Source organism: Sunxiuqinia sp. (genome assembly GCF_055140945.1).
On record NZ_JBSQYS010000032.1, the window covers coordinates 45692 to 57422 of the forward strand.

At 38.9% G+C, this 11731-nt stretch carries 14 protein-coding genes; 5 read left to right on the plus strand and 9 right to left on the minus strand.

Annotation, left to right across the window (positions count from 1 at the left end; translation table 11 throughout):
• Nucleotides 1-29 precede the first annotated feature (29 nt).
• From folD to ACTB00_RS14485, 3 genes are all read left to right on the plus strand, one after another.
• Nucleotides 30-905, plus strand: a complete 876-nt coding sequence (folD, locus tag ACTB00_RS14475) for a bifunctional methylenetetrahydrofolate dehydrogenase/methenyltetrahydrofolate cyclohydrolase FolD (RefSeq protein ID WP_463300632.1) — start codon at nt 30-32, stop codon at nt 903-905.
• Between the two features lie 95 nt (nt 906-1000).
• Nucleotides 1001-1810 carry a M48 family metallopeptidase gene (locus tag ACTB00_RS14480; protein WP_463300633.1) on the plus strand — a complete coding sequence of 270 codons (810 nt, stop codon included), beginning with the start codon at nt 1001-1003 and terminating at the stop codon, nt 1808-1810.
• A 117-nt stretch (nt 1811-1927) separates the two neighbouring features.
• Nucleotides 1928-2311, plus strand: a complete 384-nt coding sequence (locus ACTB00_RS14485) for a DUF3276 family protein (RefSeq protein ID WP_463300634.1) — start codon at nt 1928-1930, stop codon at nt 2309-2311.
• 63 nt (nt 2312-2374) lie between these two features.
• Here the strand turns inward: ACTB00_RS14485 and ACTB00_RS14490 are convergent, their stop codons facing one another.
• The 8 genes from ACTB00_RS14490 to ACTB00_RS14525 all read right to left on the minus strand — a co-directional run bounded on the left by ACTB00_RS14490 (nt 2375) and on the right by ACTB00_RS14525 (nt 8417).
• A complete protein-coding gene (locus tag ACTB00_RS14490; protein WP_463300635.1) occupies nt 2375-3130 on the minus strand; it encodes a TerB family tellurite resistance protein in 756 nt (251 codons plus the stop codon).
• Entirely contained in the window at nt 3123-3725 is a 603-nt protein-coding gene (gene coaE, locus ACTB00_RS14495; protein ID WP_463300636.1) for a dephospho-CoA kinase, read from the minus strand. The genes ACTB00_RS14490 and coaE overlap by 8 nt, the downstream gene beginning before the upstream one ends.
• A complete protein-coding gene (locus ACTB00_RS14500; RefSeq protein ID WP_463300637.1) occupies nt 3715-4641 on the minus strand; it encodes a CdaR family protein in 927 nt (308 codons plus the stop codon). Before ACTB00_RS14500 ends, coaE begins: the two co-directional genes overlap by 11 nt.
• A gap of 138 nt (nt 4642-4779) precedes the next feature.
• Nucleotides 4780-5097 carry a preprotein translocase subunit YajC gene (gene yajC / locus ACTB00_RS14505; protein ID WP_463300638.1) on the minus strand — a complete coding sequence of 106 codons (318 nt, stop codon included), beginning with the start codon at nt 5095-5097 and terminating at the stop codon, nt 4780-4782.
• A gap of 11 nt (nt 5098-5108) precedes the next feature.
• Entirely contained in the window at nt 5109-5543 is a 435-nt protein-coding gene (locus ACTB00_RS14510) for a DUF1573 domain-containing protein (protein ID WP_463300639.1), read from the minus strand.
• 77 nt (nt 5544-5620) lie between these two features.
• Nucleotides 5621-6595, minus strand: coding sequence for a transcription antitermination factor NusB (nusB, locus tag ACTB00_RS14515; protein ID WP_463300640.1), 975 nt, complete (start codon nt 6593-6595; stop codon nt 5621-5623).
• A 67-nt stretch (nt 6596-6662) separates the two neighbouring features.
• Complete coding sequence (locus ACTB00_RS14520) at nt 6663-7394, minus strand: rhomboid family intramembrane serine protease (protein WP_463300641.1); 732 nt, start codon at nt 7392-7394, stop codon at nt 6663-6665.
• Nucleotides 7395-8417 carry a threonine aldolase family protein gene (locus ACTB00_RS14525; protein WP_463300642.1) on the minus strand — a complete coding sequence of 341 codons (1023 nt, stop codon included), beginning with the start codon at nt 8415-8417 and terminating at the stop codon, nt 7395-7397.
• A 224-nt stretch (nt 8418-8641) separates the two neighbouring features.
• Here ACTB00_RS14525 and ACTB00_RS14530 point away from each other — a divergent pair, with 224 nt between their 5' ends.
• Nucleotides 8642-9955 (plus strand): cryptochrome/photolyase family protein, encoded by a 1314-nt coding sequence (locus tag ACTB00_RS14530; protein WP_463300643.1) that lies wholly within the window; start codon nt 8642-8644, stop codon nt 9953-9955.
• A gap of 130 nt (nt 9956-10085) precedes the next feature.
• On the opposite strand, the gene ACTB00_RS14535 is transcribed toward ACTB00_RS14530, so the two are convergent.
• Complete coding sequence (locus ACTB00_RS14535; RefSeq protein WP_463300644.1) at nt 10086-10628, minus strand: glutathione peroxidase; 543 nt, start codon at nt 10626-10628, stop codon at nt 10086-10088.
• A gap of 152 nt (nt 10629-10780) precedes the next feature.
• Between ACTB00_RS14535 and dnaX the strand changes: the two genes are divergently transcribed.
• Nucleotides 10781-11731: DNA polymerase III subunit gamma/tau (dnaX, locus tag ACTB00_RS14540; RefSeq protein WP_463300645.1), on the plus strand; the 951-nt coding region annotated here is incomplete at its 3' end.

Below are 11731 nucleotides of genomic sequence, written 5' to 3' on the forward strand. Positions count from 1 at the left end.
TCGCAATTAAAAATAAACAATTATAACACATGAGATTAATTGACGGTAAACAAACTGCTACAGAGATCAAAAAGGAAATTGCCATCGATGTTAAGGCAATGGTTGACGCTGGAGCAAAGCAACCGCATTTAGCTGCAATTTTAGTTGGTCACGACGGCGGTAGTGAAACCTATGTCGCATTCAAAATTAAGGATTGCGAAGAGGTGGGGTTTAAATCAAGCTTGATCCGTTTTGAAGATGACGTGACTGAGGAAGAATTGCTTGCAAAAGTAGATGAGTTAAATAGGGATGCTGATGTTGACGGATTTATTGTTCAACTTCCGCTGCCCAAACAGATCTCGGAGCAGAAGATCATTGAAGCAATTGATCCTAAAAAAGATGTAGATGGTTTTCATCCGATAAATGTAGGACGAATGGTGATCGGTTTGCCATGTTTTGTCTCTGCAACTCCTGATGGTATTGTTGAGTTGTTGAAAAGGTATCATATTGAAACATCAGGAAAGGACTGTGTAGTCGTTGGTCGCAGTAATATTGTCGGCCGTCCGATGAGTGTACTGATGTCTCAAAAGGAAATGAATGCCACTGTTACAGTTGCCCATAGCCGGACTAAAAACTTGGTTGAGCTTTGTGCAAATGCCGATATTTTAATCGCAGCGATAGGTGCCCCCGAATTTGTTAAGGGGAATATGGTAAAAGAAGGAGCTGTTGTCATTGACGTTGGAACTACTCGCGTAAAATCAGACAAAACAAAATCTGGCTTTAAATTGAAAGGTGATGTTGCTTTTGATGAAGTAGCCGAAAAATGTTCATATATAACTCCGGTTCCCGGAGGAGTAGGGCCAATGACAAGAGTTGCCTTGCTGAAGAATACCTTGTTGGCAGCTAAAAAGGAAATTTATAAATAAGTATTTCTTAAAAGAGATTAAAAAAAGGTGACTAGTTTGTTTACCTTTTTTTAATCTCTTTTGTTTAGTTTTATGAAAACTAAATATTTTGCGAAATGAAGAACAGGATTCTGGTCATCTTTACAATTGTTATTTTTACATCATTGATACAGTCTTGTAGCACGGTGCCACTAACAGGTCGTAACCAAATTAATTTATTGCCTGAATCAAATATGGTGGAAATGAGTTTGACTAGTTACGAGCAGTTTCTTGATACGAATAAGGTTTCTAGTAATCAAAATCAGGTAGCACTCGTTAAGCGGGTTGGAAAGGATATCTCTATAGCCGTTGAGCAATATTTAAGAGAAAATGGATACGAAAGCTATTTAGATTATTTTAAATGGGAATTTAACTTGATCGAAAGCGATGTCCCCAATGCATGGTGTATGCCCGGTGGAAAAGTTGTTGTATACACTGGACTCTTGCCTTTAACAAAAACAGAAGCTGGGCTGGCAGTGGTTATGGGGCATGAAATTGCTCACGCTGTTGCTCGTCATGGCAACGAAAGAATGAGTCATGGCATGTTAGTTCAAATGGGTGGAATAGCCTTGGGTGAAGCTATCAAAGAGAAACCGGATGAGACACAGGCAATTTTTTCGGCGGCTTACGGAGTAGGATCTCAAGTTGGTGTAATGTTGCCTTTTTCGCGCCAGCATGAGTACGAAGCCGATAAAATGGGGCTGATTTTCATGGCTATTGCCGGATATAATCCGCAAGAGTCAGTTGCTTTTTGGCAGCGTATGTCTGAAAATGCAGGACAAAAACCGCCAGAGCTATTAAGTACTCACCCCGTAGATGGTAAGCGTATAGCGGCTTTGCAAGAAATTATGCCCACTGCTATGGAATATTATCACAAAAATAATTAAAACGAACATTTGTTTATTGCAAAATAATAACCTGTTTATTAACAATTTTGAACTATATTCGAAATTATTTTTTATTTTTGATAAATCAATTATGGTAATAATTTAAAATCGAGTAAGATGGATGGCTTTGATAACAATGATGGAAAGCAAGAGGGCGACAGTAACTTCAGACAAGAGATTTTTTCAAAAGCTGTAAGAGCCGGAAAAAGAACCTATTTCTTCGACGTGAAATCAACTCGCAAAGAGGAGTACTACCTAACAATTACTGAGAGTAAGAAGCGTTACGATCAGGATGGCAAGTATTTTTTTGAGAAGCATAAAGTTTTCTTATACAAAGAAGATTTTGATAAATTTTCTGATGGGTTAGGTGAGGTTATTGACTTCATTAAGGCAAGTCAGTCGATGCAGGATGAAGGAATTGAAGTTGATATGACAGCACAAGGGGATGAGCAAGTTGTAAAAGCGAAAGATTATACCAACGTAGATTTTGATGATATTTAGATAGTTTACTCAAGAAAATAAAAAATGGCTCGTCAATTATTCGATTGATGAGCCATTTTTTATTTACGAAAAATTGCGTTCTTTCTTTAAGTTTTCGTAGGCTTCATTCACTTTTTGGAATTTTTCTTTGGCCGCATTCTGAAAATCTTCTCCTAAATAGCTGACTTTATCAGGGTGGTATTTCATTGCCATTTTACGATAAGCTTTTTTAACTTCCTCATCAGTCGCTCCCTGATCGATCTCTAAAATCTTATATGCCGCATCCGTATTTGGCACAAACATCGATTTGATTGAGTCCAAGTCTTTCGAACTAATCCCCATGTTGTTCGCAATTTGCTCAATCATATTGAGTTCGCTGGCATCTACTTTGCCATCGGCTTGTGCGATACCAAATAGAAAGTGCAAGAGTTGTAAACGCGAAGAATAATCCATATTCTTCTGGATCTGTTGACAAACATCAGCAACCGGGATGTTCCGATTTAGCAGGTTACGAAGCATTTTTATTGCTTCCTGTGCCGAGCTGGCTCCAAATGATCGTACAAAAAACTGCTTAACGTAGTCAAGCTCTGACTTTAAAACCTTTCCATCGGCTTTCATAACGGCAGCGACTAAGACGAGTAAGCTCATCACATAGCCTCCGGTGGTTGTCGCTCTTTGCCCGTAAGGCGATTGGGTTCTACTTCCTGAAAAATTATTGTTTTGAGGAGAAGTCGCTTCACTGTCGACCATGCTTCCAACAACAAAACCAACAATTCCTCCAATTGGGCCGAAAAATGCCCATCCTAGTCCTCCGGCAACCCATTTTGCAAATTTACCCATGTAATCTAAATTTTTTATCTAATTCAAGTAAAGTAGGAACGATAAGCTCCCGATTATTATTATCAATAGTCATATTGGCCAGTTGATTCTTCTTTTCATCCGGCCACTGCTTTGAGATTCTTTCTTTGATTTGTTCTGCTGTGCTATTATCTCTTTTCATCACCCGTTCAATTCGCTGTTGTTCTGGAGCGGTAACCAGAATATTGAAGTCCATCATTTCATAAAAACCACTCTCAAACAAAATGGCAGCTTCGTGTACAACGTAAGCTGAGTTTTGACGATTACACCATTCAAAAAAGAACTTTCGTACTTCAGGGTGGATGATGGAGTTGACCTTTTCCAATAAAGATGGCGAATTAAAAATGATGCCGGCTAGTTTTTTTCGGTCAATGGTATGATTTGAAGGGTAAATGTCTTTTCCAAAATGAAAAATCATTTGACTACGAACCTGAGATGACTCATTCAAAATTCGCTTAGCTTCCAGATCAGCACTAAAAACAGGAATACCAATTATTTTAAAAAAGTTACAGATGGTTGTTTTTCCACTGCCAATTCCTCCGGTAATCCCAACTTTGTATATATTTTTATTTTTCAATGAGGTATTCAATTCTTAAAGGCAAATAACTGGTTGATTTTAAATTTGGTGGCATCATCGTCAGAGTTACTGGTAGATAATCATCTTTATTCTTGATGTTTTCGTAGGAAACACTAGCATGAAAATCTTTCGGCGAAATTTCGCCGAACCGACTCAGACCAACCAGAAAGCTAAGTTTTACTTCTGAAGGGAACAAGTTTACTTTTACGCTGTCAGGCATGCCATCAATCGAGATTGGAACTGACAATTCTTTTTCGGTATATTCTTCCACCGGAATTTGAACGACCACGCGTTTGGGCGAAAAATCAACCTTTTTTATGGTTTTTAGCGAAACATTTCGCTGGGTTAGCTGATCTAATGCTTTGTATTTCTGCGCTATTGTTTCGACTGCTTTTAGTGTATCCAAAATTGATTTCGGACCGTGTACCCTGACCGAGTCGGGCTTTACTTTTATTTTATCGTAAAGGAAGTGTTGCTTTTTTAATTGCAGATTGACATCAGGGACAACTTTTTTGGATTGAGTTACAATTTGATCAAACTTAAAATAGATGGTGTCGGGGTGAATGCCAGTAATATTTAATTCGTTACTCAATTGGTTCGCTATCTTGCTTCGAAACTGTCTGCTCGAAAATGCATAGTTTGACCGACTGCTGTCAGCCATTATCTTGCCGCCATAATCATTGATGTTGAAGACGAGTGGCGAAAAAGCTACGCTCAATTTATAACGAAGCAAAGTAAATCCATAAGATTGGACATCTAGTGTGAAGTGATTGGGGGGATCATTAATTAGTATTTTGTTTTTGGGGAGATTGGTATAGCTTACCGGAAACGAAAGCTCAACGGTATACTCTTTCTCTAAAGCATTTAGCAACCATAGAACGGATGCAATACCAACACAGATTAGATAAATGACCAATTTACGATCATTTTTAATAGTAAACTTTTTTGCAAAGTTCTGAAGCTTATGTATCCATTTGTTTTCCACGCAATCAAAGATAAAAAAAAGGGTTGACTAGTAGCAGCCGACCCTCTTAGTCTTTTCAAAAAAACGCAATTACTTTTGAGGAGGCACATCTGCCATATCTTTTACAACTGCACTTTTGTCTACACGAATTTTTACATTGTCGTCAACCTGAAGAAGAATATAATTGTCTTTAATTTCAACAATTTTACCGTAAATACCACCTGTTGTTACAACTTTATCTCCTTTGGCAAGACTCTCGCGGAATTTTCTCAGCTCTTTTTGTTTTTTCATCTGTGGTCTGATCATGAAGAAATAAAACACAACAATGATCAGGATCAAAGGCAAGAAGGTTGTAATTGGGTTACCACCTTCTGCTCCGGGTTGAGGAGCCATTAATAAGTAATTCATCTTTTAATTCTTTAGTTTTTACTGTATAAATTTATAATCTCATTTTCAACTGTCGCTGCAATCGCTATTTTGCGTTTTTTATCCCCTGTGTTCGAATAGACTACAATTTCTTTGTAAACCCGTCCGGTTTCTCCTGAACTGTTAAAAACAACTTCAATAAAATCGGAAGTTCCGGCTGCAATCGCTTGCTTCGGGAAATTAACTTCCAGGCATCCACAATCTTTTTCAATCTTGTCGATGATCAAAGGACCATCTCCGGAATTCAAAAACCTAAAATTGTAAGCAACTACTTCTCCAGCTTGAAGACTTCCAAAATTATGGAATTCTTCCTGAAACTCAAACTTTGGATTCCCTAAGTTTGAAGATGGTTTGTTTGCTGCCTTATTCCCTGCATTCTGACAGGAAACGAGTGTTATCAGGCCGAGCATCACTAGACATTTCGTCATCCTTTTAATTATTAATTTGGATGCCGCTCGTTTTCTCAGAGCTGTCTGCTGTTTGATTTCAAAAATTCCATTCAAAATCACTGTTTTTTGTCTTTTGGCTGATCATCTTCGCCAATCAGTCCACGTCCCGCTTTTAATATTCTTTTTTCGGTTTTAAGTGCTTTCAAGGCTTTATCCAGAATTCCGTTAATGAAATTCCGGCTCTTTTTCGTGCTGTAATATTTTGAAAGTTCAATGTACTCGTTCAATGTAACTTTTGTCGGGATAGATGGAAAATACAGAAATTCTGAAATGGCCATCTCCAAAATCAATTCATCAATGAATGCAATTCGCTCGACATCCCAGTTTACCGTGTATGCGGTCACTACTTCTTTCAGTTCATCATGATTGATTACCGATTTTCGGTAGAGGTCTTTGGCAAATTGACGATCCTCTTCATCTTTAAACATCGGCAATAATGCTTGGCGTTCGCCCGAAAAATCTTTAAACTTTTTGATGGTTTTCAAAATCATACTAACAACAAAGTCCAGATCATCATTCCAATAGATACTCTGCTCTTCCAAAATATTAACCAAATCTTCGGATTGAAGTATAACCTCTGCAAAAAGCTGTTCCACGAACTTCCTATCCGCTTGGTACGAAGTTTCAGGGGCTGTCATGTACTCCTTGAAGAATTCAGTGTCAATCAGTTGTGTGTATATTTTCTTGACGAACTCCGGCTCGTTAACCCAGCTCAATTTAGATTGTGTCAGGTATTTATTCAGTTGCTCATTATCTTTTAATTGATTGATTAGCTGATTTCTAATAAGTCGTGTATTGGGATTCAAATCTTCTTCGGTCGGAAAGTGTTTTTTCTTCCTCAGCTCAATCACTGCTTCAGCATGTTTGCTGATTTCAATCACTAAGTCAAATAAATAATGGTAAAGGTCGTATGTTTTCTGGAGACTGAAGAATAACTCTTTCTCCGTGTTGTTGATCGATTTTTCAGGTGAAGTATAAAAGGCGTATAAAACCTGTAAAACTTTTATGCGAATAATTCTTCTGCTAATCATTGTCTTAGAACTAGTTTTTTCTTTGGAAGGGGCAAAGTTACACAATTTCTTTTCTGCTGTTCAACATCTACTCGTTTTTTTCAGTTTTCTGACCGAAATACTCGTTGGTGTTGCTAGTGGTGTAAATTGTTGTGTCTTTCTCTACAGTTTCATCTTCCTCATCGAGTTCATCTTCCCAGTCGTAGTGTGGGCGCTGTGGCCCTTGTTTGCGATAATAAATACTTAGCAGTAATCCGCTGACACTTCCCCATAGGTGGCTCTCCCAGGAAACATCGGGTTTTAAGGGAAAGATTCCCCAAAACATTCCGCCATAAAGAAATACGACAATAATGGCAATTGTCAGCAGCTTGACATCGTTGCGGAAAATACCGCTAAAAAACAGGAACGAGGCCAGTCCGTAAATTACCCCGCTAGCTCCAATGTGCCACGCGTCGCGACCGCCGAGCCAAACGCAGAGTCCGGAAAGAATGTATATCAATATAAAAATACGGTAGGCCAGTTTCCGATAAAAATAGAACAAGGCTAGCGAGAGTACAAAAAATGGGATGGAGTTGGCTGCCAGATGTTTGTATCCGCTGTGGATGAATGGTGAAAAAAGAATTCCTTTCAATCCTTCCAGTTTGAGCGGGAAGATACCATAAACAGCAAGTTCAACATCGATGGTCGATTCAACTAAAAATATCAGCCAAAAGGCTAGAAGGAAAAGACTTGGAAACACCAAACTGTGTTTAAATATTCTCTTTTCCAATTCAGGATCAGTGGTTTCATGCTTTGGTGGAAAATAGTGGAATAAGCCCATTTAAAGTAGTTTGTTAATTAAATTCACAAATCCGTTGATGTCTTCTTCAGTTGTATCGAAAGAGGTCATCCATCGTACTTCCGACGTGGATTCGTCCCAAATATAAAAGAAGTATTGCTCCTGCAATTTAGGAATCACATCCTTGGGTAGAATGGCGAAAACACCATTGGCTTCTGTCTTTTGTGTCAGCTTTACTTTGCTGGTTTTCAATACTTCCTGCTCCAGCAATTTAGCCATTTTATTGGCGTGCTGCGCATTTTTTTTCCACAACTCATTTTCGAAGTAGGCTAAAAACTGGGCACTTACAAAACGCATTTTCGAAAAAAGCTGCATGCTTTGTTTTCGAATATATTTTGTGTTTGCTGTAAGTTCAGGATTGAAAAATAAGACGGCCTCGCCCATCAGCATGCCATTTTTAGTGCCTCCAAATGAAAGCAGGTCAACGCCGGCATCTCTGGTGAATGCTTTAAAAGGAAGATTCAGAGCTGCAGCTGCATTTGCAATTCGAGCGCCATCCATGTGCAGGAACATCCCAAATTCATGTGCTAATTCGCTAATTGCTTTTATTTCTTCAACCGAATAAACAGTACCCAACTCTGTTACCTGTGAAATAGAAATAACTTTAGGTTGTGAGTGATGTTCGAAGTCAAACCCATGAAGGTGTTTGCGAATTTCTTTTGGGGTGATTTTTCCTTTTTCAGAAGGAACAGGCAATAACTTGCATCCGGTAAATTTTTCGGGAGCACCACATTCGTCGACCTGAATATGAGCGGTGTCGGCACAAATGATGGAATTGAACGAGTTTGTGACGGTAGACAAGCCCAAAACATTAGCACCTGTTCCATTAAATACGAAAAATACTTCGGTGTCACTCCCAAACTCTTTCTTAAATAGCTGAATGGCATCGGTGGTAATCGGGTCGTCTCCATATCCTTTCATGTGACCCTTGTTTGCTATATCAATCGCTTTCAGAATTTCTGGGTGTACTCCTGCGTTATTGTCGCTTGCAAAGCCTCTACTCATGCGTTTGTTTTTATTGGGTTGCTAACAATTTAAAAGTATTTGTGTTTTATTATTATCGTCTGTTTCCGATTGTTAGAAGAAAAAGTGAAAGGAAGCAGATTGAAGTATAAAAGAAATGAAAAATTTATTCTGAACAAAATCGTTATTTGATTGATTTTTGTGTTCTGCTAACACTTCAAATTGATAGAAAGCTAGATGGTATGACTGACAGAAAACACCCAACGATGAAAGAGAAAATTAACTTGTTCTGGTTTCGGCGCGATTTAAGAATCGAGGATAATCACGGATTGTTTCAGGCTTTTCGTGCAGGAAAGTCGGTGTTACCCATTTTTATTTTCGATACGCACATTATTGGCGATTTAAATGACGATGATAGCCGTGTGGAGTTCATCACTCAGGAGGTTGACCGCTTAAAGCAGGAGTTTGAGCGTTTCAATAGTTCATTTTGGATTTATCAGGGGAAGCCAATAAATGCTTTTAAGCGCCTATGGGTTGAATATGATATTGAAGGTGTTTATACCAACGAAGATTACGAACCGGAAGCCCGCGAAAGAGATGAACAAATCAGACAGTTTTTGAACTCAAGCAAGGTTCAGTTTTATCAGTTTAAGGATCACCAGATATTCCATAAAAATGATGTGCTGAAAGCAGACGGGAAGCCATACACCGTATTTACGCCGTACAGCAAAATGTGGAAGAAAAAGCTGACTGAGGAAGATTTGAAAAGTTTTCCTTCGGAGAACCATTTGAATTGTTTACTAAAAATGCAGCCATTGCAGCCGGTTAAGCTGCGCGACTTGGGTTTTCGCCGGGGGAGCATTGCCCGACCAGAAAAGAAAATCGACAAAAGCATCTTGAAAAATTATGAAGTTGATCGCGATTTTCCGGCCAGGGAAGGGACTTCCCGGTTGGGTATTCATCTGCGGTTTGGAACCATCAGTATTCGAAAACTGGTTCGAAAGGCTCTGAAATATTCGCCCGTTTTTTTGAATGAGTTAATTTGGCGAAATTTTTATGCCGATATTTTGTATCATTTCCCACATGTTGAAAAACGTTCGTTTAAACCTGCTTACGATCACATTCCCTGGATCAATTCGGAGAAAGAATTTGTTCGCTGGTGCAGCGGAACTACCGGATATCCGTTGGTTGATGCGGGCATGCGGCAGTTGAACGAAACCGGCTACATGCACAATCGTATTCGGATGGTGACCGCCAGTTTTTTGTGCAAGCACCTGTTAATCGACTGGCGATGGGGCGAAGCATATTTTGCCGAAAAACTATTGGATTACGAATTGGCCAGCAATAATGGCGGCTGGCAATGGGCTGCCGGAACTGGCTGCGATGCTGCCCCTTATTTCCGGGTTTTTAATCCGACCTTGCAAACCCAGAAATTTGATCCTGACTTGGTATATATCCGGCAATGGGTTCCCGAATTCGACGAACTCACTTATCCACATCCCATGGTTGATCATAAAATGGCTCGTCAACGGGCAATTGATACCTACAAAAAGGCATTAGAAGAAGTAGGAAAGAGGTGATGTCTTATTGGATTTTTTTCCTTTGAATTTATCGAATGGGGGTTATCTCGCAAGATCCTATGCAAAAAATAAGGCCACCTATTTAAGTGACCTTATCCATTCAAACCAATTTATCTGTTTTAGCTATGTTTTACGAATCCCCTTTAATCCAATTGATAATCTTTTCATCATTCGGTTTTACTTTTGAAGCTGCGTAGTCTACTAAATGGCCATTTTCGTCAATCATGTATTTCTGAAAATTCCAGCCTACTTTAGAATCCATTATGCCATTTTGAGCCTTTTCTGTTAACCAATGGTAAACTGGAGCCATGTCATCACCCTTGACCGATATTTTTGACATCATTGGAAAGGTTACTCCATAATTTTTTTCACAGAAGGTTGCTATTTCCTCATTGGATCCGGGTTCTTGACCCATAAAGTTGTTGGCGGGGAAACCGATAATCGTGAAATTTTCGCCGCCATATTGCTCGTATAGCTCTTGTAAACCTTCGTATTGTGGGGTAAATCCGCATTTTGATGCCGTATTAACCACCAGTACTTTTTTGCCTTGTAGTTGGCTTAAATCGAAATTGCTACCTTCAATGTCCTTGACAGTGTAGTCGTGAAAGCTTTTTTGACCATAGCTAACTGTTGATAATAGAGCAAGCGAAAATAAAATTGCAAATATCTTCATGATTTTAATTGTATTAATTTAACAAGATCATAAACATCGGAAACCTTAAAAAGTTTGTGCTCAGCAGGTCACTATCTTCTTAATTCTTGTTAATAAATTCTCCCTGAATTTCCTGTTAAAATGTTTATCTTTGAGCTTCATTAAAAGCAATTATGGAGAATTTTATTGTTTCCGCAAGAAAATACAGACCCGATACTTTTCAATCAGTTGTTGGACAGGTTTCTATCACTTCAACCTTGAAAAATGCCATAACAAACAAGCAGTTAGCTCATGCTTATTTGTTTTGTGGCCCGCGTGGTGTTGGGAAAACAACCTGCGCACGTATTTTTGCAAAGACAATTAATTGCCAGAATTTAACAGCAGAAACCGAACCGTGTAACGAATGCGAATCCTGTAAGGCGTTTAATAGTAATCGCTCCTATAATATTCACGAGCTGGATGCGGCTTCAAACAACTCGGTTGATGATATTCGAAACTTGACTGATCAGGTACGCATTCCGCCACAAATTGGTACTTACAGCATTTATATTATCGATGAGGTTCACATGTTGTCGCAAGCTGCATTTAATGCTTTTCTGAAGACTTTGGAAGAACCTCCAAAGCATGCTATTTTTATTTTGGCAACTACCGAAAAGCATAAAATCATTCCAACCATATTGTCGCGTTGCCAAATTTTTGATTTTAACCGAATTAAGATTGGTGATATTTCAGGTCATTTGGGCTATGTAGCCAGTAGCGAAAAAGTTGAAATTGAAGGCGAAGCACTGAATGTCATTGCTCAAAAAGCAGATGGTGCCATGCGCGATGCTCTCTCTATTTTTGACCAGATCGTTAGTTTTTCCGGCAAAACCATTTCGTATAAAGATGTCATTTCAAACCTGAATGTACTGGATTACGATTACTACTTCAGATTAATTGATTTGCTACTGAAAAACGAGGTGCCAAACTCATTACTACTTTTTAATGAAGTGTTGGATCATGGATTTGACGGGCATCATTTCATCAACGGACTAAGCAGCCACATTCGTGATTTGTTGGTTTGCAAGGACGCGATCACCGTTCAACTACTGGAAGTAGGAGGGGAGATTAAAGAAAAATACAAA